This window comes from Pseudorhodoferax sp. Leaf265 (genome assembly GCF_001422365.1).
In the GTDB taxonomy this organism is placed as follows: Bacteria; Pseudomonadota; Gammaproteobacteria; order Burkholderiales; family Burkholderiaceae_C; genus Pseudorhodoferax.
In genome coordinates this window covers 90721-112513 of the sequence record NZ_LMMT01000023.1, presented here as the reverse complement: position 1 = coordinate 112513, position 21793 = coordinate 90721, and the positions used below count along the sequence as shown (strand labels likewise).

At 68.5% G+C, this 21793-nt stretch carries 20 protein-coding genes; 14 read left to right on the top strand and 6 right to left on the bottom strand.

Annotation, left to right across the window (positions count from 1 at the left end; all coding sequences use genetic code 11):
* Positions 1–50 precede the first annotated feature (50 nt).
* Both ASF45_RS19095 and ASF45_RS19090 read right to left on the bottom strand, forming a co-directional pair.
* Positions 51–1655, bottom strand: coding sequence for a hybrid sensor histidine kinase/response regulator (locus ASF45_RS19095; RefSeq protein ID WP_056666186.1), 1605 nt, complete (start codon positions 1653–1655; stop codon positions 51–53).
* Between the two features lie 193 nt (positions 1656–1848).
* The gene (locus tag ASF45_RS19090) at positions 1849–2619 is read right to left on the bottom strand and encodes a GntR family transcriptional regulator (protein WP_063887722.1); all 771 of its coding nucleotides are present in this window, start codon (positions 2617–2619) and stop codon (positions 1849–1851) included.
* Positions 2620–2780: 161 nt separating this feature from the next.
* Between ASF45_RS19090 and ASF45_RS19085 the strand changes: the two genes are divergently transcribed.
* From ASF45_RS19085 to ASF45_RS19025, 13 genes are all read left to right on the top strand, one after another.
* Positions 2781–4172, top strand: coding sequence for an NAD(P)H-dependent oxidoreductase (locus ASF45_RS19085; protein WP_056666182.1), 1392 nt, complete (start codon positions 2781–2783; stop codon positions 4170–4172).
* A 25-nt stretch (positions 4173–4197) separates the two neighbouring features.
* Positions 4198–5208 (top strand): tripartite tricarboxylate transporter substrate binding protein, encoded by a 1011-nt coding sequence (locus tag ASF45_RS19080; RefSeq protein WP_056666180.1) that lies wholly within the window; start codon positions 4198–4200, stop codon positions 5206–5208.
* A 2-nt stretch (positions 5209–5210) separates the two neighbouring features.
* Entirely contained in the window at positions 5211–5705 is a 495-nt protein-coding gene (locus ASF45_RS19075; protein ID WP_056666174.1) for a tripartite tricarboxylate transporter TctB family protein, read from the top strand.
* A gap of 13 nt (positions 5706–5718) precedes the next feature.
* Positions 5719–7218, top strand: coding sequence for a tripartite tricarboxylate transporter permease (locus tag ASF45_RS19070; RefSeq protein WP_056666984.1), 1500 nt, complete (start codon positions 5719–5721; stop codon positions 7216–7218).
* 16 nt (positions 7219–7234) lie between these two features.
* Positions 7235–8521 carry a 3-oxo-tetronate kinase gene (otnK, locus tag ASF45_RS19065; protein ID WP_056666171.1) on the top strand — a complete coding sequence of 429 codons (1287 nt, stop codon included), beginning with the start codon at positions 7235–7237 and terminating at the stop codon, positions 8519–8521.
* The gene (locus ASF45_RS19060; protein WP_056666168.1) at positions 8518–9189 is read left to right on the top strand and encodes an aldolase; all 672 of its coding nucleotides are present in this window, start codon (positions 8518–8520) and stop codon (positions 9187–9189) included. Before otnK ends, ASF45_RS19060 begins: the two co-directional genes overlap by 4 nt.
* A gap of 61 nt (positions 9190–9250) precedes the next feature.
* Positions 9251–9775 carry an OmpA family protein gene (locus ASF45_RS19055; RefSeq protein WP_056666163.1) on the top strand — a complete coding sequence of 175 codons (525 nt, stop codon included), beginning with the start codon at positions 9251–9253 and terminating at the stop codon, positions 9773–9775.
* A gap of 134 nt (positions 9776–9909) precedes the next feature.
* Positions 9910–11142: a SpoIIE family protein phosphatase gene (locus ASF45_RS19050; RefSeq protein ID WP_056666160.1), complete on the top strand. Its 1233-nt coding sequence runs from the start codon at positions 9910–9912 to the stop codon at positions 11140–11142.
* A gap of 8 nt (positions 11143–11150) precedes the next feature.
* Complete coding sequence (locus tag ASF45_RS19045) at positions 11151–11723, top strand: SiaB family protein kinase (protein ID WP_056666157.1); 573 nt, start codon at positions 11151–11153, stop codon at positions 11721–11723.
* Between the two features lie 33 nt (positions 11724–11756).
* On the top strand, positions 11757–12146 hold the full coding sequence (locus ASF45_RS19040) for a DUF1987 domain-containing protein (RefSeq protein ID WP_056666155.1): 390 nt from the start codon (positions 11757–11759) through the stop codon (positions 12144–12146).
* A 194-nt stretch (positions 12147–12340) separates the two neighbouring features.
* Complete coding sequence (locus ASF45_RS19035; RefSeq protein WP_056666152.1) at positions 12341–13075, top strand: GGDEF domain-containing protein; 735 nt, start codon at positions 12341–12343, stop codon at positions 13073–13075.
* 1 nt (position 13076) lies between these two features.
* Positions 13077–15275 (top strand): bifunctional diguanylate cyclase/phosphodiesterase, encoded by a 2199-nt coding sequence (locus ASF45_RS19030; protein ID WP_056666150.1) that lies wholly within the window; start codon positions 13077–13079, stop codon positions 15273–15275.
* A 64-nt stretch (positions 15276–15339) separates the two neighbouring features.
* A complete protein-coding gene (locus ASF45_RS19025; protein WP_056666147.1) occupies positions 15340–16665 on the top strand; it encodes an NAD(P)/FAD-dependent oxidoreductase in 1326 nt (441 codons plus the stop codon).
* Positions 16666–17107: 442 nt separating this feature from the next.
* Here the strand turns inward: ASF45_RS19025 and ASF45_RS19020 are convergent, their stop codons facing one another.
* Complete coding sequence (locus tag ASF45_RS19020; protein WP_056666144.1) at positions 17108–18220, bottom strand: HAMP domain-containing sensor histidine kinase; 1113 nt, start codon at positions 18218–18220, stop codon at positions 17108–17110.
* A 375-nt stretch (positions 18221–18595) separates the two neighbouring features.
* Here ASF45_RS19020 and ASF45_RS19015 point away from each other — a divergent pair, with 375 nt between their 5' ends.
* Positions 18596–19219: a tyrosine-type recombinase/integrase gene (locus tag ASF45_RS19015; protein ID WP_056666143.1), complete on the top strand. Its 624-nt coding sequence runs from the start codon at positions 18596–18598 to the stop codon at positions 19217–19219.
* Between the two features lie 283 nt (positions 19220–19502).
* Here the strand turns inward: ASF45_RS19015 and ASF45_RS19010 are convergent, their stop codons facing one another.
* Genes ASF45_RS19010 through ASF45_RS19000 form a run of 3 tightly spaced genes read right to left on the bottom strand, consistent with a single transcriptional unit; the run spans position 19503 to position 21789 of the window.
* Complete coding sequence (locus ASF45_RS19010) at positions 19503–20402, bottom strand: amidohydrolase (RefSeq protein ID WP_056666140.1); 900 nt, start codon at positions 20400–20402, stop codon at positions 19503–19505.
* A 32-nt stretch (positions 20403–20434) separates the two neighbouring features.
* Positions 20435–21091 (bottom strand): 3-oxoacid CoA-transferase subunit B, encoded by a 657-nt coding sequence (locus ASF45_RS19005; RefSeq protein ID WP_056666137.1) that lies wholly within the window; start codon positions 21089–21091, stop codon positions 20435–20437.
* Entirely contained in the window at positions 21088–21789 is a 702-nt protein-coding gene (locus ASF45_RS19000) for a 3-oxoacid CoA-transferase subunit A (protein ID WP_056666133.1), read from the bottom strand. Before ASF45_RS19000 ends, ASF45_RS19005 begins: the two co-directional genes overlap by 4 nt.
* Positions 21790–21793: the final 4 nt, after the last annotated feature.

Below are 21793 nucleotides of genomic sequence, written 5' to 3'. Positions count from 1 at the left end.
GGCGGGTCGGCCGGTGCGGCATGGTAGTGCGGCCGTGCCGGGCCTGCGGCCTACTCGACACCGCTCGGGCCGTCGAGCACCTGCCGGACCTTGCGGGCCAGGTCCTGCGGCAGGAAGGGCTTGGAAATGACTGGCAGCTCGCTGCCGCCCACGTCGGTGCGTTCGATCGAACTCTCGGCGTAGCCCGTCATCAACAGGCTTTGCATGGATGGCCAGCGCCGCTTGGCCTCGCGGGCCAGCATCACCCCGTTCATGCCGCCCGGCATCACGAGGTCGGTCAGCAGCAAGTCGAAGCGGTGCTGCTCCAGGATGGACAGCGCCTCGGCGGCGCTGTAGCACACCTGCGCGCTATAGCCGTATTCCTCCAGCATCAGCTGGGCCAGGTTGGCCACGTCCTGGCGGTCGTCCACGATCAGCAGCCGCTCCGAGCCGCGGCGCCTTGGCTGCACGGGTTGCGGCGCCTCGCGTTCGGCCGATTCGTCGGCCGCGGGAAAGTACATGCGCACGGTGGTGCCCACGCCGTCCTCGGAGTAGATGCGCACGATGCCCCCCGATTGCCGGGCGAAGCCGTAGACCATGGACAGGCCGAGCCCGGTCCCTTTTCCTTCCTCCTTGGTCGTGAAGAAGGGGTCCATCACGCGCGCTGCCACGGCCGGCGGCATGCCCACGCCGTTGTCGGTGAAGGACACGCTGACGTAACGTCCCGGCAGGAGTTCGTCGAAGCTGGCCTGGGTACTGGCTTCGACCTCCACGTTCCTGGTCTGGATGCTGAACTGCGGCGCGGGCCGCCCCTGCAGCGCATCCCGCGCATTGAGGTAGATGTTGAGGAACGCGACCTCCATCTGCGTCGGGTCGATGCGGCTGTTCCACAGGGGTCTGGCCAGGTCCACGCGCAGCGCTGCGCCGGCCAGCGACTGCCGCGCCAGGTCCAGCGTCGACTCCACGAAGGTGTTGAGGTTCACCACCCGGCCATGGAGCTTTTGCTTGCGCGAGAAGGCCAGCAGCTGCTGCGTGAGGGTGCTGGCCCGTTCCGCGGCAACCCGCGCGCTGGCCAGGCTGCGGGCCATCTTGTCGCGCTCCGGCCGGGGCGCGGCGAGGGCGCGTTCCACGATGTCCATGTGTCCCAGCATGACCTGCAGCAGGTTGTTGAAGTCGTGCGCGATGCCGCCGGTCAGCTGGCCCAGCGCCTCCATCTTCTGCGCCTGGCGCAGGCCTTCCTCGGCGTCGCGGCGCCGGCTCACGTCGAGCTGGGAGGCGAAGAAGTAGGTCAGCTCGCCGGACTCGTTGAGCACGGGTGAGATGAACAAGGCGTTCCAGAAGGCCGAGCCGTCCTTCTTGTAGTTCACCAGCTCCACCGCGATCTCGCGCCGCTGGGCGATGGCCTGGCGGACCTGCGTCACGATCGCGCGGTCGGTCTCGGGCCCCTGCAGGAAGCGGCAGTTGCTGCCGATGATCTCGCCGGCCGAGTAGCCCGTCATTTCGAGGAAAGCCGGATTGGCAAAGACGATGGGATTGTCCGGCCGGTGCGGATCGGTCACGAGCATGGGCATGCGCGTGGTCTGCACGGCGGCAAAGAAGATGTTGTGCCCTTCCTTGCTGATGTCACCGTTTGCGGTGTCGGCCACCCGCACTGGTGCCGTTTTGTGGACTGCCATGGCCTTCCCGTTCCAAGAGGGGTGCTTCTGTCCGCGGCCGAGCCCATGGCAACACCGCGGTCCGGGACGGCACAGGCTGGCCTGTGCCGTCAGTCGCGGGCAGTCTGCGGTACCGGCGCAGGTGCGTCTGTAGGACGGCACGGGACGGGCGCGACCGCCAAGGGCGCTACCGCGGGGCGCGGCAACGGTGCGCTCAGGCGGCTGCGGAGGAGGGCGCGCTGCCCCCGCGCGGCCGCCGCCGCGCCGGCCTGGCGGTCTGCGCGCCATTGGTGAGCGGGTCTTCCTGCAGCACCAGACGCGACACGGCCCAGCCGCCCTTGTGGTGCTTGCGCAGCATCTCGCGCAACAGCGGGCCGGCGCGGTCGCGCAGCGCGGCCAGCATCTCGCCGTGCTCCTGCACGGCCTGGCGCCAGCGGCCGGCCTGCTGGTTGCCGGCGTAGCGGTAGCGCCGGATGCGCGCGCACTCGGCCGCGTAGATGCGCGAGAGCACCGGGTTGCGCGCGGCATCCACCATGCACTGGTGAATGGCCTGGTTGATTTCGAAGTAGGACATCAGGTCGCCTGCCGCATGGGCCGCCACCATGCGCGCATGCAGCGCGCCGATGGCTTGCAGCTCGGCATCGGTGACGTGCGCGCAGGCCGGCTCCGCCGCCATGGTCTCCAGGCCGATCAGCACCTCGATGGCGGCCTCCACCTCGGCCAGCGACAGGGCCGTGACCACGGCGCCGCGGTTGGGTTCCAGCGTCAGCAGCCCCTCGGCCGCCAGGATCTTGAAGGCCTCGCGCAGCGGTGTGCGCGAGACGCCCTCCAGCTGTTCGGCGATCACGCGCTCGGACAGGCGCTGCCCCGGCGTCAGCGCGCCCGCGACGATCAGCGTGCGCAGCCGGGCGGCCGCCTGCTCGGTCCGCATGCCATCCCGGCCCGCCGCCTTGCGCGGGGCCGTCACCTGGGTGTCTTGTTCCATGTCCACATCCGTCTTGTACCTCCAAGTCCATGCACTTTGACGTCTGGAATTGCCAAACCAAGGGTTTTCCCTCGGATTTAATGTGCAAAGTGCATGCAAACTACCGCTATTCTTCTTCCCGGCGCGCCCGAAACGTTGTTCGGCGCGCCAACTGCATTCACATGGACCATCTTCACCGATACGCCGGCGTCACCCAGCCCATCGAGGTGTGCGTCGTCGGCAGCGGCGGCTTCGGCCGCAGTTTCCTGGCCCAGTCGACCCGCGTGCGCACCGTCAGCACCCGCGTGGCTGTCGATCTCACGCCGGCCATCGCGGCCGAAGCCTTCGCTGCCATCGGCCTTGCGGCCGACAAGGTGGCGCAGTGTCACACGCCGGCCGAGGCCGCTGCGGCCTGGGAGCAGGGCCTGTGCATTGCCGCCGGCGACGTGGCCACCGTGCTCGGCCTGCCGCTGCAGGTGATGGTGGAAGCCACCGGCCACCCCGAGGCCGGTGCGCGCCATGCGCGCCTCGCGATCGAGGCCGGCCTGCATGTCGCGCTGGCCTCCAAGGAGGTGGACAGCGTGGTCGGCCCCGAGCTGTCGCGCCTGGCCCGCGCCAAGGGCCGCGTGGTCACGCCGGTGGACGGCGACCAGCCGGCGCTGCTGATCGGCCTCGTGACCTGGGCCCAGGCCCTGGGCTTCACGGTGCTGTCGGCCGGCAAGTCCAGCGAGTACGACTTCGTGTTCGACGCCGCCACCGAGACCATGCACAGCAATGGCCAGGCGGTCGCCGTGCCGGGCTTCGGCGCGCATTTCGGCCTGGGCGAGGCCGCCGTGGGCGCGCGCGTGCAGGCCCGTGCCGAGATCTGCGCCGCGCTGCCGCAGCGCGCCGTGCCCGACCTCTGCGAACTGCAGGTGGTGGCCAACAGCACCGGCCTGATGGCCGACGTCTCGCCGCTGCACGCGCCGATCGCGCGGCCGGCCGAGGTGCCCGACCTGTTCGCCAGCCAGGCCGACGGTGGCCTGTTCGCACGCGACGGTGCGATCGACGTGTTCCACTGCCTGCGCCGGCCCGACGAGCTGAGCTTCGCCGGCGGCGTGTTCGTGGTGATCGGCTGCGACGACGCACCGACCTGGGAGCTGCTGCTGGGCAAGGGCCATGTGCTGAGCCGCGACCGGCGCCGCGCCATGGTCTACATCCCGCGCCACCTGCTGGGCCTGGAGGCCATGACCAGCGTGCTCGATGCCGCCGTGCTGGGCGTCTCCAGCGGCGCGCAGATGCCGCAGCCGCGGCTGGATCTGGTGGCGCGCAGCACGCGGGCCCTTGCGGCCGGCACGGTGCTGGCCATGGGCGGCCACCACCACACCATCGACGGCATGACCGCCGAACTGGTGCCGGCCGCGCCGCTGGCCGCCGGCACGCCCGCGCCGTTCTACCTGGTCGGCAACCACCGCCTGGTGCGCGACATCGCCGCCGGCCAGCTGGTCTGCTTCGACGACATCGCCATCGATCCGGATTCCGAACTGTTGCGCCTGCGCCAGCAGCAGGACGCCGCCTTCTTTCCCGCCCGCTGACCCGTTCACCAGGAGACACACCAACATGCGCACCCCGTTCCAAACCCTCGCCATGGCCGCCGCCGTGGCCGGCGCTTTCGCCGCTGCCGCACCGGCCCTGGCCGCCGACTGGAAGCCGACCCGCCCGGTCGAGTTCGTCGTGACCGCCGGCCCCGGCGGCGGCACCGACCAGTTCGCCCGCGTGGTGCAGGCCACTGTGCAGAAGCACAAGCTGATGCCCGTGCCCATCATCGTGACCAACAAGGGCGGCGGCGCCGGCTCCGAGGCCATGGTCTACCTGCAGTCCTCGCAGGGCGATGCGAACAAGCTGGTGTTCTCCACCAACCTGGCCTACCTGATGCCCATGATCACCAAGGTGGGCTACAAGATCGAGACCATGACGCCGGTGGCCATCATGGCGGCGGACGAGTTCCTGCTGTGGTCCAACGCCGAGAGCCCGTACAAGGACGCCAAGGGCTTCATCGATGCGGCGCGCGCCAAGCCGAACGGCATCAAGATGGGCGGCGCCCAGTCCAAGGACACCGACCACATCCTCACGCGCCAGATCGAGATGACCACCGGCGTGCAGATGACCTATGTGCCGTTCAAGTCGGGCGGCGAGGTCGCGGCCCAGCTGTCGGGCGGGCATGTGGACGCCAACCTGAACAACCCGTCCGAGAACGTCTCGCACTGGCGCGCCGGCAAGGTGCAGCCGCTGTGCGTGTTCACCAAGGAACGCCTGAAGATCGACGGCAAGGTGCAGGGCGGCAAGGGCTTCGCCGACGTGCCGACCTGCAAGGAGTCGGGCATCGCCATCGACACCTTCAACATGCCGCGCACGGTCTGGGCCGCCGGCGGCCTCACGCCCGAGCAGGTGAAGTACTACGAGAACGTGATGGCCCAGGTGCGCGAGAAGCCCGAGTTCAAGGAGTGGCTGGCCCGTGGCCTGCAGACCGAGATGTTCCTGACAGGCGCCAAGCTCAAGGACTACATCGCCGCCGACGCGGCCAAGAACAAAGCACAGTTCGCCAAGGACGACTGGCTCGTCAAGGACTGAACATGCCGGTCTCGATCCGCCGCCAGGCCATGGAAGTGACCATGGCCGGGCTTCTCGCCGCCTTCTCGGCGGTCGTCATCTACGGCAGCCTGCAGCTGGCCTCGGGCTGGGGCGACACCGGCCCGCAGGCCGGCTACTTCCCGCTGCGCCTGGCCATCTTGCTGCTGGTGGTGAGCCTGCTGCTGCTGGTGCAGGCCGTGCGCCAACCGGTGGAGGGCCCCTTTGCCGACGGCACGCAGCTGCGCCGCGTGTTCTCGCTGTTCGGCCCCACGGTGGTGCTGGCCCTGGCCGCGCCCTTCCTGGGCTTCTACCTCGCCTCGGCGCTGTTCCTTTTGTACATGTGCCGCGTGCACGGCGGCTTCGGCTGGGGCCGCTCGCTGCTGATCGGCTTTGGCGCGGCCGTGGTGCTGTACGCCGTGTTCGAACTGTGGTTCGGCGTGCCGCTGGCGCGCGGCCCGCTCGAAGACTGGCTCGACACCCTGCGCACCGCCGCCTGATCGCTTCGCCATGCTGGACCAACTCAACTACCTCGCCATCGGCTTCGAGACCGCGCTGACGCTGCACCATGTGCTGCTGATGGCCGGCGGCGTGCTGCTCGGCATCCTGGTCGGCGTGCTGCCCGGCCTGGGCGCGCCCAACGGCGTCACGCTGCTGCTGCCGCTGACCTTCACCATGGACCCGGTGTCCGCCATCATCCTGCTCTCGTCCATGTACTGGGGCGCGCTGTTCGGCGGATCGACCACCTCCATCCTGTTCAATATCCCGGGCGAGCCGTCCTCGGTGGCGACCACCTTCGACGGCTACCCGATGGCCCGCAACGGGCGCGCGCCCGAGGCGCTGGCCACGGCCTTCCTGGCGGCCGGCTTCGGCGCCATGGCCGGCGTCATCGTGGTCACGCTGATCGCCAATGCGATCGCCGACTTCGCGCTGAAGTTCGGCCCGCCGGAGTTCTTCGCGGTCTACCTGCTGACCTTCTGCAGCTACCTGGTCTCGGGCGGCTCGCCGCTCAAGACGCTGGCCTCGCTGCTGGTCGGCCTGATCCTGGCCACCGTGGGCATGGACACCGTGTCGGGCGAGATCCGCCTGACCTATGGCTCGGACACGCTGGTCAGCGGCATCTCCTTCCTGGCGGCCGTGGTCGGCCTGTTCGGCATCGGCGAGCTGCTGGTCACGATCGAGGAGGGCCTGAAGTTCAACGGCCTGAAGGCGCGCATGAGCTGGGGCGTGGTCTGGGATGCCGCCAAGAAGATGCCCAGCCATGCCGTCACGCTGGTGCGCTCCACCATCGTGGGCTGCTGGATGGGCATCACGCCGGGGGGGCCGACGGCTGCGTCCTTCATGTCCTACGGGCTGGCCAAGCGCTTCTCCAAGCGCCGCGCCAACTTCGGCAAGGGCGAGCCCGACGGCGTGGTCGCGCCCGAGGCGGCCGACCACTCGGCCGGCGTCTCGGCGCTGCTGCCCATGCTCGCGCTGGGCGTGCCGGGTTCGGCCACGGCGGCCGTGATGATGGGCGGTCTCATGATCTGGGGCCTGCAGCCCGGTCCCATGCTGTTCATCGAGCGGCCCGAGTTCGTCTGGGGCCTGATCTCGTCCATGTACGTGGCCAACATCGTGGCCGTGGTGCTGGTGCTGGCGACGATCCCGCTGTTTTCGTCCATCCTGCGCGCGCCGTTCGCGGTGGTGGGGCCGCTGATCATCGTGGTCTGCCTGATCGGGGCTTACACCATCAGCGGCAAGATGTCCGACGTGTACATTGCGCTGGCCTTCGGGGTGCTGGGCTACGTGTTCAAGAAGCTCGACTACCCGATCGCACCGCTGATCCTGGCCATGGTGCTGGGCGACAAGACCGAGGACGCGTTCCGCCAGAGCATGCTGCTGTCCGACGGCGCCATGGGCGTGTTCTTCGCCAACGGCCTGGTCGGCACCATCACCACGGCTGCGCTGGCGCTGCTGGCATGGGGCCTGGTGGGGCGCCTGTTCTCCAGGCGCGAACTGCCGGCCGCGGGCTGAACGACAAGGACAAGACATGGGTAATTCGACGGAACGCAAGGGCGGCGTGCGGCTGGGCTGCATCGCCGACGACTTCACGGGCGCGACTGACCTGGCCAACAACCTGGTGCGCGCGGGCATGCGCGTGGTGCAGACCATCGGCGTGCCGGGCGCACCGCTGGATGCGCAGGCCGACGCCGTGGTGGTGGCGCTGAAAAGCCGCACCATCGCGCCGGCCGAGGCCGTGGCCCAGTCGCTGGCCGCGCTGCAGTGGCTGAAAGAGCAGGGCGCCGAGCAGATCTACTTCAAGTACTGCTCGACCTTCGACAGCACGCCCGAGGGCAACATCGGTCCCGTGACCGATGCACTGATGCAGGCGCTCGGCACCGGTTTCACGGTCGCCACGCCGGCCTTCCCGGACAACAAGCGCACCGTGTTCAAGGGCTACCTGTTCGCGGGCGACGTGCTGCTCAACGAGTCGGGCATGCAGGACCATCCGCTCACGCCCATGACGGACCCCAACCTCGTGCGCGTGCTGCAGGCGCAGACGCAGAAGAAGGTCGGCTTGGTGGACTACCAGACCATCGCGCAAGGTGCAGACGCGGTCCGCGCACGCTTCGCGGCCCTGCAGGCCGAGGGTGTGGGCATCGCCATCGTCGACGCGCTGGCCAATGCCGACCTCGTGACCCTGGGCGCTGCGCTGAAGGGCATGCCGCTGGTCACGGCCGGCTCCGGCGTGGCCATCGGCCTGCCGGCCAACTTCGGCATCGCGCCGGATTCGCAGGCCGCCGCGCTGCCGGCGGCCGAGGGCCGGCAGGCCGTGGTGTCGGGCAGCTGCTCGGTCGCGACCAACCAACAGGTGGCGGAGTTCATCGCCACGGGCCGGCCCGCGCTGGCCATCGATCCGCTGCGCATCGCCGAAGGGGCGGATGTGCGCGGCGAGGCGCTGGCCTGGGCCAAGGACAAATTGGCCAGCGGTCCGGTGCTGGTCTATTCCACGGCCGAACCCGCCTCGGTGCGCGCCATCCAGGGCCGCCTAGGCGTGGAGAAGGCCGGCGCCATGGTCGAGGAGACCATCGCGGGCATCGCGCGCGGCCTGGTCGAACTGGGCGTGCGCCAGCTGGTCGTGGCCGGCGGCGAGACCTCGGGCGCCTGCGTGCAGGCCTTGGAGATCGCGCAGATGCGCATCGGCGCGCAGATCGACCCGGGCGTGCCCTGGTGCCATGCGCTGAGCCCGGCCGCGCCGCAGGGCCTGCACATCACGCTCAAGTCGGGCAACTTCGGCACGCCGGACTTCTTCACCAAGGCTTTCGCCAAGCGATGAGCGGGTTCCTCGACGAAGCCACGGCCCGCGCCGAGATCGTGCGCGTGGGCGCCAGCCTGTTCGCGCGCGGCTATGTGCACGCCACGGCCGGCAACATCAGCGTGCGCCTGGCCGACGGCTACCTGATCACGCCGACCGACGCCTGTCTCGGCGCACTGGACCCGGCGCGCCTGGCCCGGCTGGACGAGAACGGCCAGCAGACCGGCGGCGACCGCGCCAGCAAGACCATCGTTTTGCACCGGCGCATCTACGAGGCCAGCGCCGCCACGGCCCAGCCTGCGCGCTGCATCATCCACACGCACAGCACCCACCTCGTGGCCTGTTCGCTGCGCGACGAGGCGGCGGCCGAACTGCTGCCGCCGATCACGCCGTATTTCGTCATGAAGGTCGGCCGCGTGCCGCACATCGGCTACCGCCGCCCGGGCGCACCCGAGGCCGCCGAGGCCGTGGCCGACGCCATTGCCCGGTACCAGCAGCACGGCCGGCCGATCCGCGCCGTGATGCTCGCGCGGCTGGGGCCCAATGTCTGGCACGACAGCCCGGCCGCGGCCATGGCCACGCTGGAGGAGCTGGAAGAGACCGCGCGGCTGTGGATGCTGACGCAGCCGAAGTCGCTGGATGCCGAACAGATCGAGGAATTACGCCAGCAGTTCGGCGCCAATTGGTGAATACACGCCCGTCTAGAATCGCGGGCTGTTTGCAAACCAACCCGGACGAGGAATTCTGAGCATGTACCAAGAAGACAAGGACGACACGCAGCGCGTGGGTCTGTGGATCACCTTCGGCATCGTGGCCCTGGTGGTCATCAGCACGGTCAGCGCCATGGTGGTGCGCCAGCTGCAGAGCATCGAGGTGCCCGCACCCGCTGCGGCCGTGGTGGCACCGGCGGCCGTGGTCGTCGTCGAAGAGATCGTGCTGATCGAAGCCCCGCTGGTCGGTGACCTGGCCGCCACGCTGTACTTCGGTACGGGCGAGTCCGCGCTGCCGGCCGATGCCGCGCCGCTGATCACCGCCGTGGCCCAGGCCCTGGCGGCCGCCCCCGCACGCAAGCTCGTGCTGTCGGGCTTCCACGACGAAACCGGCGACGCCGCCAAGAACGCCGAGCTGGCCAAGCAGCGCGCGCTGTCGGTGCGCACCGCGCTGGTCGCCGCTGGCGTCGACAAGTCGCGCGTCGCGCTGCGCAAGCCCGAGGTCACGACCGGCAGTGGCTCCGACCAGGAAGCCCGTCGCGTGGAGCTGCGCCTGGTGGACTGAGCGCTTCCGCGTGCCAGAGGAACCGGGCCTGGCCCGGTTTTTTTCGCCGCGCAAACGGTGTTTCTTCCGTGTTGTGTCATCTGGATGACACGCAGCGTTCATAACATTTCCTCACATTTGAGGATGCGTCGCCCATGTCCGCTGTTGCCGAGTACCTGACCGATTCCCGTCCGCGCTTTCGCCAGCCCAGTGCCGCCGACCTGTGCACAGCGGTGCCGTGCATGACCACGGACGAGACCAACGAGAAGGTCATGGAGATGTTCAACCGGCACCGCGATCTGGTCAGCCTGCCGGTGGTGGAGGGGCGTCGGCCCATTGGCCTCATCAACCGCAGCATCTTCCTGTCGCAGATGAGCAAGCAGTTCCGCATGGAGCTGTACGGGCGCAAGAGCTGCATCGCCTTCATGGACAAGGAGCCGCTCGTCGTCGATGCCGCGATGGACATCGACACGCTGACCTTCAAGACCGTGGAGCACGGCGAGAAGGCGCTGTCCGACGGCTTCATCATCACGCAGGGCGGTGTGTTCCTGGGCGTGGGCAATGGCCTGCAGCTCATGCGCGTGGTGGCGGACATGCAGGCCTCGCGCAACCGCCAGATCATGCACAGCATCGAGTACGCGAGCGTGATCCAGCAGTCCACGCTGCGCAGCTCGCGCGAGGCGCTGGCGCGCGTGTGCCCCGCGGCCGACCTGGTCTGGGAGCCGCGCGACGTGGTCGGCGGCGACTTCTACCAGTTCAGCGAAGGCGAAGGCGGCTGGTTCGGCGCGGTGGCCGACTGCACGGGCCATGGTGTGCCGGGCGCGTTCATGACGCTGATCGCCTCCAGCGCGCTGACGCAGGCGCTCGAACAGCACGGCCCGCGCGACCCGGCGCAACTGCTCGGCGCGGTCAACCGCAGCATCAAGCAGACGCTGGGCCAGCAGGGCGGCGAGGACGCCACGCCGGGATCGGACGACGGCATGGACGCGGCCTTCTTCTGGTACGAACCCGAAAGCCTGCGCCTGGTCTTCGCCGGCGCGCGGCTGGCGCTGTTCGTGCTGCGCCCGGGCGCGCAGGAGGTGGAACTCGTCGATGGCCAGCGCAAGGGCGTGGGCTATGTGGACAGCGAGGCGGACTATGTCTGGCACAACCACAGCCTGCAGCTCGAATCCGGCAGCCTGGTGTTCATCACCACCGACGGCCTGATCGACCAGGTCGGCGGCCCGCGGGCGATCGCACTGGGCAAGAAGCGTGTGCGCGAGGCCGTGCTGGGCGCGCCGGCGCACAAGCCCGCGGACGTGAACGGCGCCGTACTCCAGGCCTTGCGCAGCTGGCAGGGCGAGCACCACCGCCGCGACGACCTGACCTTCCTCAGCTTCACCGCCTGAACGCCGCCATGCCCCCGACCCCGATCGCCGACAGGTACGGCTCCTTCTTCCACCTGGCGCACGAGCACCAGGTGATCTTCTACTACATGGGCTACTTCTCGCAGCACATCGTGGCGGCCATGGCCGACGCGGTGAAGTTGCAGCTGGAAGTGACCGGCGTGGCCGGCCCGACGCGGCGCAAGCTGTTCTCCTGCTTCATCGAGATGGCGCAGAACATCGTGCACTACTCGGCCGACGCGCTGACCTCGCCGACCCAGCGCGAGGGCGAGGTGCGCCATGGCGCGGTCTGCATCCGGCGCGAGAACGACGGCAGCTTCCTGCTGCTGTGCGCCAACCCGGTGGAGGCGCGCATCGCCGAAGAACTACGCGGCAAGCTCGAGGCGCTGCGCAGCATGACGCTGGACGAGATCAAGCAGGCCTACCGCAAGACGCTGCGCGAGGAGACGCCCGAGGGCAGCAAGGGCGCGGGCATCGGCCTGCTGACCGTCGCGCGCGACGCGCGCGAGCCGCTGGAGTTCGACTTCGACGCGGCCGAGTCGGCCGGCGGCGCGTCGGTCTTCTACCTCAAGGCGGCCATCTGAGCCACCTGCCCGGCACCGACACGAGACCACGCAATGGACAACTTCTACATCGCCCCGACGCCCAGTTCGCCCGAGGTGGACTTCCGCTTCGACCAGCACCAGCTGCACCTGCGCGGCGAGTCCTACCCCGAGAATGCCGCCGCCTTCTACGGCGAGGTCATCGCGCAGCTCAGGAACTACCTGGCCGGCGAGGACGGGCGCAGCATCGAGATCCACATCGCGCTGGCCTACTTCAACAGCTCCAGCACCAAGATGCTGTTCAACCTGATCGAGGCGCTGAACGACGCGGTGGACGCCGGCAACCAGGTCGCGCTGCACTGGTACCACGATGCCGAGGACGACACCATCCTCGAGTTCGGCGAGGAGCTGCGCGACGACTTCCCGGCGATCGCGTTCGCCAGCCATCCCGTGGAGCAGGCCTGAGATGAAACACCCCCGTTTGGATGTCTCACTGCGTGTAGAAATCCCATCCCCCCTCAAGGGGGCGCCGCGAGCGGCCGGGCAGAGCCCGTTCCACCGCGTCTGCCGGCATGGCCTGCTCCGCGGCCTTCGGGGCAGCGGCTTGCGCGCCAGTTTCGCATCCTGCGGGTGGCGCGCCAGCGCCGTGGAGAACTGACATGGACGGGCCCGGCGAGGCGCCTGACCTGTTCGACGCCGAACACCGTGCGCTGCTGGCCGCGCGCGCGGCCCATGCCGCCGGGCCCGACGGCGCGCACGCGGCCCTGGGCGAGCTGCTCGCCGCCTACGACCGCCTGCTGCGCGAGACGCGCCGCCTGGTGCGCCGCAGCGACCGCGCCGAGCTGGAGATGACCCAGCTGAACCAGCGCCTGCAGGAGCTGGCCGGCGAACTGCAGTACCGCGCCACGCACGACCCGCTGACCGGCGTGCTGAACCGCGCCGCCATCATCGAGCGCGTGAACCAGCTGTTCGCGCACAGCGGGCTCACGCTGATCGTGCTGGACATCGACCACTTCAAGCGTGTCAACGACAGCTTCGGCCATCCCATGGGCGACAAGGTCATCCTGGGCGTGGTGGCCTGCCTGCAGCAGGCGGTGCCGGCGCAGGGCCTGCTCGGCCGCGTCGGCGGCGAGGAGTTCACGCTGCTGCTGCCGCACGACGACCCGGAGGCTGCCGAGGCCGTGGCCCAGCGTGCCCGCCGCGCCATCGAGGCCCATGCCTTCGGCCTGCCCGACGGCAGCCGTGTGACGGCAAGCTTCGGCATCAGCTGCATGCCCGCGGGGGCCAGCTTCGACGAGGCCTACGGCCAGGCCGACGAGGCGCTGTACGCGGCCAAGCGTGGCGGCCGCAACTGCGTCGCGCATGCAGGCGGCGACCTGCAACTGCACAACTGACATGCCCCCACGCGCACCCGCGCCGGCCCGCGCCGGCGCGATCCTGACCGCCGCGGCTGCGCGCGACTGGCGTGTGCTCGTGGTCGACCACGACGAGGACGTGCACGCCGCCGCGCAGGCCGGCCTGCAGGGCCTGGTGCTGTTCGGTGCACCGGTGGTGCTGCTGCAGGCGCGCACCGAGGCCGAGGCCCGCGCCGTGCTGCGCCAGGAGCGTGACCTGGCCGTGGTGCTGCTGGGCGCGGACGCGCCGCCGCACAGCGGCTTCGGCCTGGTGGAGTTCCTGCGCGAGGACCTCAGGCTGCAGCACACGCGCGTCGTGCTGCGCACCGAGCAGCCCGATCCCGCGCTGGAGACGCTGCTGCGCCTGGACATCGGCGACTGCCGCAGCAAGGCCGAGCTGGCACCGGCGCGCCTGCAGGCCTCCGTGGCCGCCGCCCTGCGCGCCTACGAGCAGCTGTGCAACACCGATGCCAGCCGGCGCAGCCTGGAGCGCATCGTGCAGTCCGGCACGGCGCTGCTGGAGCAGACCAATCTGCAGGCCTTCGCCGCCGCCGTCATCGCGCAGCTGGCCGCCGTGCTGGACGTGCCCGAGGAAGGCCTGGTCTGCCTGCGCGATGCAGGCGCGGCCGCGGCGGGCACCGGCCAGGTGCTGGCGGCGGCCGGCCGCTTCGCCGGACTGACCGGACAGCCGCTGCAGGCACTGCCCGCGAGCCGGGCCGCGCAGCTGCTGCAGCGCGCGCTGGTGCAGGGCACCAACGTCTACGGCGCGCAGGGCGGCGTGGCGCTCTACATGGGGCGCCGCGACGGGCAGGACATGGCCGTCTACGTGCAGGCGCCGCGCCTGCGCAGCATGGCCGACCGGCAGCTGCTCGATGTGTTCTGCACGAACCTGCGCACGCTGCGGCACAACCGCGGCCTGCTCGAGCGGCTGCACCAGTCGGCCTACTTCGACACCCAGGTGGGCCTGCCCAACCGCGCCCACTTCATCGAGAAGGTGGACGCCTGCGCGCGACGGGGCGCGCGCCACCACATCCTGGCGCTGCTGGACATCGACGACTTCAGTGCCGCCAACGACGTCATGGGCCACCGTTTCGGCGACCGCCTGCTGGCCGCCGTGGCGCGGCGGCTGGCCGAGGCGCTGGCGCCCGGCGTGCTGCTGGCGCGCGTGGGCCCGGACACCTTCGGCGCCCTCGGCACCACCAGGCAGGTGGTGCCGCAGCGCCTGCTGGAATGCGTGCGCCAGCCGGTGCTGGTGGACGGCGTGCCGCACAAGGTCACGCTGACCTGCGGCCATGTGCTGCTGCCGCATGCGGCGGAGGCCGGCGCCGACCTGGTCAAGGACGCCACCATCGCGCTCAAGCGCGCCAAGCGCGACCACCGCGGCCAGGACCTGCGTTACGCCGAGCAGATGGGGGCCGAGGCGCGCGACCGTGCGCTGCTGCTGTCCGAGCTGCGCGTGGCCATCGACGAGGCGCGCCTGTATCTGGTCTACCAGCCGCAGCGCGACCTGCGCACCCAGGCGCTGGTGGGCCTGGAGGCGCTGCTGCGCTGGCGCACCGAGGACGGCCGGCTGATCCCGCCGGACCAGTTCATTCCGGTGGCCGAGCATTCCGGCCTGATCGTGCCGCTGGGCCAGTGGGTGCTGGCCACGGCCTGCGCCACCATGCGCGAGATGCTGGAGCTGGGCTGCGCGCCGCGCCGCATGGCGGTGAACGTCTCGGTGGCGCAGCTGCGCGACCCGGGCTTTTTCGAGACCGTGCGCGGCGCGCTGGCCGCCAGCGGCCTGGACGGCCACCACCTGGAGCTGGAGATCACCGAGTCGGTGGCCGTGCTGCCCACGCAGCTGCTGGAGTCCACGCTGTCGGCCTTGCGCGCCGAGGGCATCACCATCGCCATCGACGACTTCGGCACCGGCTACTCCTCGCTGAGCTACCTGGAGCGGCTGCCGCTCGACCGCATCAAGATCGACCGCGGCTTCGTGCGCCAGCTGCGCGAGGCCCAGGGCGCGCGCATCGCCGAGACCGTCACCCAGCTGGGCCGCAAGCTGGGCCTGCAGGTGCTGGCCGAGGGCATCGAGGACGCCGCCACCTGGCAGGCGCTGCTGGACATGGGCTGCCACGAAGGGCAGGGGTACCACATCGCGATGCCGATGGAGCACAGCGCCTTGCTGGACTGGCTGCGCTGCCCGGCGCTCGCCTGAACCATGCCCCTGCGCGGGCCGAGCTTCTCGCGCCCCGGCCGGGGGGCGATGCTGTAATGGTTCGATGGTCGATGCAGGATTCGGAACGCGCGAGACGCCCGGTGTGCGGCTGCTCGTGGTCGGCGGCGGCGTCGCCGGCCTGGGGATCGCCACCGTGCTCGGGCGGCGCTGGCGCGGCCGGCCCGGCGCTCCCACGGTCACGCTGCTGGACAGCGATGCGGCCCATGTCTGGAAGCCCATGCTGCACACCATCGCGGCCGGCACGCGCGACATCGCCCAGCAGCAGACCACCTACGTCGCCCAGGCCCGCGACGCGGGCTTCGTCTACCAGCCCGGCGCCCTGAGCGGCCTGGACCGTGCGCGCCACGTGGCGCAGGTGGCGCCGCTGCATGCCGAGGACGGCCGCCTGCTGGTGCCGGCGCGCGAGCTGCCTTACGAACTGCTGGTGCTGGCCGTGGGCAGCCAGGCCAACGACTTCGGCACGCCGGGCGTGGCGGCGCACTGCCATGCCATCGATTCGCGGCTGCAGGCCGATGCCTTCTGCCGCGAGGTGCGGCTGCGCATGCTGCAGTGCGTGGCCATGGAGCGGCCGCTGTCGATCGCCATCGTGGGCGGCGGCGCCACGGGCGTGGAACTGGCGGCCGAGCTCGTGCAGCTGACCGAGACCGCCGAGGCCTATGGTGCGCGCGGCCTGGCTGAGCGGCTCACGATCACGCTGGTGGAGGCCGGGCCGCGGCTGCTGGCCGCGTTCCCGCAGGACATCTCGGCCGCCACGCAGCAGCGCCTGCAGTCGCTGGGCGTGCGCGTGCGCACCGGCACCCAGGTCAAGGCTGCGCACGCCGAGGGCCTGGAGCTGGACGATGGCAGCCTGCTGGCGGCCACGCTGCAGGTCTGGGCGGCCGGCGTCAAGGGGCCGGCGGTGCTGGCCGCGCTGGACGGGCTGGAGACCGGCCGCAACCAGCAGCTGCTGGTCACGCCTTCGCTGCAGACCACGCGCGACGAAGCCATCTACGCCGTGGGCGACTGCGCCAGCCTCACGCCTGCGGGCAGCGAACGCCCGCTGCCGCCGACCGCGCAGGTCGCGCACCAGCAGGCCCAGCACCTGGTGCGCTACCTGCCGGAGGTGCTGACGGCAGGCCGGCCGGTGCCGCCGTTCCGCTTCCGCGACTTCGGCGCGCTGGTCTCGCTGGCCGACTACGACGCCTTCGGCTCGCTGGGCCAGTTCGGCTTCTTCGACGGCGGCGTCGTCCGCGGCCGGCTCGAGCAGCTCAGCCACGCCATGTTGTACCGCAGCCACCAGGCGCGACTGCACGGCTTCTGGCGCGGCGGCCTGCTGTGGCTGGCCGACCGCATCCAGGCGCGCGTGCGGCCGCCGATCCGGTTGGATTGAGCATGCTGGCGGAGGACGCGGAATGTGAGGACAGGGACTCCAATCTTCACTTTGTGCGTCGTTGACACGGCTTGCTTGGCCGAGTCGATGGGGTTTGCCGGATGTGTCGTTGAACGGACGAGAGGCTGATTGCTTAAAGGGCCGCTGTGCACCATCTGCTGTCGGCCGGCTCGCAAGCCTGAACGACAGCAGTGCAGCGGTTGGAGCCGTTGCTACCTCAAAAGCGAACGAGTGGCCTGGGCCAGTTTGCGGTCGTTGAGGCTTCCGTAGCTCGCGTGGCTCGAACGACCGCACTGGAGTGCGCTGCAGTCATCCCATTCATCGTCGCTCGACCATCTTGAGAATCTGGCGCTTCAATGTCCGCTGTCAGCTCGGGCGAACTGGCGCTGCGTGCACACAGCAGACGTCGGGGGGCGAAGCCGGGCCGGCGACCTGACGCCTGCTAAGGTTGCAGCGGCCCTTTGTTGCCGATGCTTCCAGGCGCCTCCGAAGAAGCGAACGGCAGCAGCACGGTGAAGGTCGCGCCCTGTCCAGGCCCTGGGCTGTTAGCGAAGACCTGTCCGTCATGCAGTTCCACGATCCGCTTGACGATGGCAAGGCCAAGCCCGAGGCCACTGCTCTCGCTCCCGATTGCGGCAGGTGCCTGAACGAACGGCTCGAACATCTCAGCTTCCGTCGTCTTGTCGAAGCCTTGGCCACTATCGGTGATGCTGGCCACCCATTCACTTTCGGCGCGCGACAGCTTCAGGGTGATGCGTCCCCCAGGTGGGGTGTACTTAGCAGCGTTGTTCAACAGATTCGCGAACACCTGGACGAGACGGGCTGCATCGCCCCACACATTTGCAGGCTCACCGGGGATCTCGCTGGTGAGATCATGCTGCCGGCTGACCATGAGTGCACTGCTCTGCTCAAGTGCCTGTCGCAGGACGAAGCGCAAATCGAGGCCACTCGCCTGGATGTCGAGACGGCCGTGCAGGACCTTGGATGCCTCGGTAAGGTCATCGGACAGGCGCGAGATCTGAGCCACTTGCCGGCCGATGATTCCAGTGGCCCGCGCCACCTTCGTTGGATCGGTGCCAGCGCGCTCCAGGACATTGATAGCAGTGGTCAACGCAGACAGCGGGTTGCGGATTTCGTGTGCGACGGTGGCCAGGACCTGGTCTTTTGCGCGATTGCTTCTGCGCAGCTCGAGGACGCTCGCGGCCAACTCGCGTCGAGACGTTTTTAGCTGTCCACTGATCAAGCTGATGCTGACACCGATCGCCACGAAGAGGAGAGTTCGCGTGATGTTCGGCAGCTCCAGCACGCTCTCCCAGCCGGGCTTCGTGCCGATGAAGAGATAGGTGCCAACCATGGTCCCCAGCGCCGTCGCCAAGATTGCAGGACCAAAGCCTCCGTATAGTCCGGCAAGGACGATTGAGAGTGTGAGGATCAGGTACGGCCCTTGTTGGCCAAGCAGCGGCGACAGGATGTATCGCAGCAGCAGGCCTCCGGCCACGGCCACGAACGCCAGCGCATAGCCTCGCCATGGACGGTCGTGGTCAGAAAACCTCATCCGTCTGGAGCTCTGCAGTTTCCATAGGGAAGCCAGTCTACAGGTACGCTCGAACCGTCTTGCACAGGGGCCTCTTGGCGCTCATCGGGCGGGAGGAGAACGGCTCACCGCGGATGCAGACAGTTTTCAGCCGGCATTTCCTGAAGGCAGCCATCAACGCGCCGTTCCCAGCCCTGCTTGACCCTTACCCTTGCGCTGACGGGCACGCGTGCAATGACAGGGCGCGCCACCGTTGTCCGCTTCTGGCCGAGAGCGCCTGCCCACCGGGACGCTTGAATGCCGCCCTTCAACCCTGCTTGTCGGAGGGGGCAACTCGCAACGACAGCGGCCACGCAGGCGCATCCTACAAGCCCCTCAACTCGATGGGAGACCATCATGGAAACTGCAAGCAGTGCGATCCACCACGAGCCGTGGAACAAGGGCAAGATCGTAGGGCAGAAGGCACCGTTTAAGTTGAAGGACATCTGGGCGTTGCGCGTTCGCCTGCAGATGGACGGCCGGGTCCGCGAGCTGGCCCTCTTCAACCTCGGAATTGACAGCAAACTGCGCGGGTGCGACCTCGTTGCACTGAAGGTCCGTGACGTGTGCCACGGTGAGCAGGTTGCCTCGCGCGCCATCGTCTTGCAGCACAAGACGCAGCGCCCAGTCCAGTTCGAGATCACGGCCGCCACCCGAGAGGTTCTGGCGGCGTGGATCAAGAAGGCTGGACTGAGGTCGGATGACTTCCTCTTCCCAAGCCGGCTCCATGAGTCGCCACACCTGGGAACGCGGCAGTACGCCCGGATTCTCGGCCACTGGGTCACTGAGCTGGGCCTCGACCGCGCGGACTATGGGACGCACTCGATGCGAAGGACCAAGGCGACCCTGATCTATCGACGGACGAAGAACCTGCGCGCGGTGCAACTGCTGCTCGGGCACTCCAAGCTCGAATCGACCGTGCGGTACCTCGGCATTGAAGTCGACGACGCCCTCGAGATCTCCGAGCAGACAGAGATCTAAGCCACCGCAGCGGCCGCGACTGCAATCACCCTGGGGCGGCCGCCGCTGGACGACCGCTGTGTGGGATCTGGCAGCGCCTACGCTTTCGGCCAGCAGCGGACGTTCGAAACGCTGCCGCGAATGGCAGCTTCGTCAAGTATGCGACGTTCACCATAGCGCTTTGGCCGCCTGCACTGAGCAAGCCGGCGCCACTCTCAAGCTCGCACCCATAGACTCTCGCCTCGTGAACTGGCCTCAGCCTGGCACACGCTCCCCGATTGGCTCCGCGTGCTTAGCGTAAAAACTAAGCAGCGAATCGGTACAACCGCTGCGGGTTACGAACCAACAATTGCTCGAGTGCATTTGCAGTGGGAGCGATCTGCGCAAGCGCATCGATGAGCACACCGTCATCAGGAATGTGCGTGTGGTTCGGATGTGGCCAGTCCGTCCCCCAAACGCAGCGCTCCGGAAAGCGCTTGACCAGCGCTTGCGCAAGCGCAACGCCGTCGCGGTACTTCTGCGCAGGCGGCGCCTTCGCATCGATGCGGTCAATGCCACTGACCTTCACATAGAAGTTCGGGTTTTCGAGCAGGCGCATGAGTCCTTGGAAGTCTGCGTGCTCGATCCCGAGCGTGGCATCCACTCGGCCCATGTGGTCTATCACTACGGGCACGCTGCTGCGCTGCAGCGGCGCCGTCAGCTCATGCACAAGTTCGCTTTCGAAGTGCACCTGCAAATGCATGCCGACGGCGGCAAGCCGTGGTGTCAACGCCAGCACAGCATCGACAGAAGCGCTTCCGGCGATGTGGCGCATGAAGTTGAAGCGCACGCCGCGGAAGCCGGCTTGCGCAAGCCGACTCAGTTCCACATCCGGCACATCGGGCGAAACCAGTGCTACGCCCAGGTAGCGACCTCCGCCCGCCTGGATGGCGTCTTCGACTACGCTGTTGTCTGTGCCGTGCACGATGGATTGCACGATCACGCATCGCTCGATGCCCATGCTGCGATGGAGTGCGAACAGAGCTTCCTTCGGGGCTTCAACCGGCGTATTGCGCCGGGTAGGCACGTAGGGGAACCGCGCGACGGGTCCGAATACGTGGACATGGCTGTCGCAAGCCAAAGCAGGCAAGCGCACGCTTGGCTTGGACGGATGTTCGAGAAACGTTCGAACTGGAACGGCGGTATCGGCAACAGTGGTGGACATTTTCAGGTTGAGGTAGGTTGATGAGTCCAGGATCAGGCCGAGATAGAAAGGCCGACGAGACGTTCGAGTTCGGCCAAGGTCAGTCCATCCACCGCATCGATCATGAGGAGGCCCTGGGGCGTGCAAGCGAAGGTCGCCAGGTCGGTGTAAATCCGTTTGACGCAACCAATGCCCGTGAGCGGGTAGGTGCAGCTCTCGACGATCTTGCTGACGCCTTGCTTGGTCAGCAGGTCCATCATGACCCAGGTCTGTTTGGCGCCGATTGCAAGGTCCATGGCGCCGCCCACTGCCGGGATAGAGCCGGGCTCGCCCGTGCTCCAGTTGGCTAGGTCGCCCGTGGAAGACACCTGGAACGCACCAAGGACACAGATGTCCAGATGGCCGCCGCGCATCATCGAGAAGCTGTCCGCGTGATGAAAGTACGCGCCGCCAGGCAGGAGCGTGACGGGTTGCTTGCCGGCGTTGATGACGTCGTAGTCTTCCTCGCCCACGACAGGAGCAGGCCCCATGCCCAGAATGCCGTTCTCGCTGTGCAGGATGACTTCGCGGCCAGACGGCAGGTGGTTAGCCACCGTCGTTGGCTGGCCGATCCCCAGATTGACCACGGCACCGTCGAAGATGTCCGCTGCGACGCGTGCGGCCAACTGGTCCTTGGTGCGGCGCTGATAGTTGCTTGTCGTCATGGTCATGCCGCCTTTCGGAATCCACCAGCCTCGGTCGCCACGCGGTCGACCCGCACGATGCGCGAAACGAAGATGCCCGGTGTGACGATGGTCTCTGGGTCCAGTTCGCCCAAAGCCACGACCTCGTGCACGGTGGCGATGGTCGTGGTGGCGGCCATTGCCATCACAGGCCCGAAGTTGCGCGCTGCCTTGCGGTAGGTCAGGTTCCCCCAGCGGTCTCCACGCTCTGCCTTCACAAGGGCTAGGTCGCCATGGATCGGACACTCCAGCACGAAGGGTTTCCCATCGATAACGCGCACTTCTCGGCTCTCGGCCAGTGGCGTGCCGTAACCCGTCGGACAGAAGAACGCACCGATACCTGCTCCCGCCGCGCGAATGCGCTCAGCCAGATTGCCTTGCGGCACTAGCTCCAATTCAATCTTGCCGGACCGGTACAGCCCGTCAAAGACCTGGCTGTCAGCTTGGCGGGGAAAGCTGCAGATGATCTTGCGCACCCTGCCGGCTTTCAGCAACGCAGCCAGGCCCGTTTCGCCATTGCCAGCGTTGTTGTTCACGATGGTCAGCTCGCGCGCGCCCTGTGCAATCAGCCCATCGATCAGTTCGTTGGGAATGCCAGCGGTGCCGAAGCCGCCAATCATCACGGTCGAGCCGTCGCGTACTTCAGCCAACGCCTGTGCGACAGACTCGCTGATCTTGTTGATCATTCGG